The 691-nt window shown below is 65.0% G+C and carries 1 pseudogene; it reads right to left on the bottom strand.

Annotation, left to right across the window (positions count from 1 at the left end):
- Nucleotides 1–691 (bottom strand): annotated as a pseudogene (locus RV1423_RS28185) (ABC transporter ATP-binding protein); the annotation flags it as partial.

Here is a 691-nt window from a genome sequence, read left to right as displayed (position 1 = left end):
GCCCGAACAGGCTCATCTGCACCGGTTCGACGACGTGGCGCAGGACTTCGGGCAGGGCGGCGAGGATCACGCCGCCCAGCACGACGCCGGGGATGTGGCCGATGCCGCCGAGCACGACCATGGCGAGCACGGCGATCGATTCGGTCAGCGAGAAGGATTCGGGCGAGACGAAGCCTTGAAACGCGGCGAACATGGCGCCGGCCACGCCGCCGAAGGAGGCGCCCATGGCGAACGCCAGCAGCTTGACATTGCGCGTGTTGATGCCCATGGCTTTGGCGGCGATTTCGTCTTCGCGGATGGCGACCCAGGCGCGTCCCAGTCGTGAATCCTGCAGGCGGATGGAGAAGAAGATGACGCCGATGCACAGCAGCAGGAACAGGAAGTAGTAGGCGTTGACCGAGGGCATGGACAGGCCGAGGAATTTGACGGTGGAGCCGGAGCCGGGTTCGCCGGCCAGCGAGACGCCGAAGACGCGGATCGGGTCGATCAGGTTGATGCCTTGCGGGCCGTTGGTGATGTTGACCGGGGCGTTGAGGTTGTTCATGAAGATGCGGATGATTTCGCCGAAGCCCAGGGTGACGATGGCCAGGTAGTCGCCGCGCAGCTTCAGGGTCGGCGCACCCAACAATGCCCCGAACAGGGCGGCGATCAGGGCCGATACCGGGACGATGATCCAGAGCGACAGGTGGAT

The sequence above is a fragment of the Herbaspirillum sp. RV1423 genome (assembly GCF_000577615.1).
Lineage (GTDB): Bacteria > Pseudomonadota > Gammaproteobacteria > Burkholderiales > Burkholderiaceae_D > Herbaspirillum.
The sequence above is the reverse complement of the archived record's forward strand: the minus strand, read 5'-3'. Positions and strand labels throughout refer to the sequence as shown.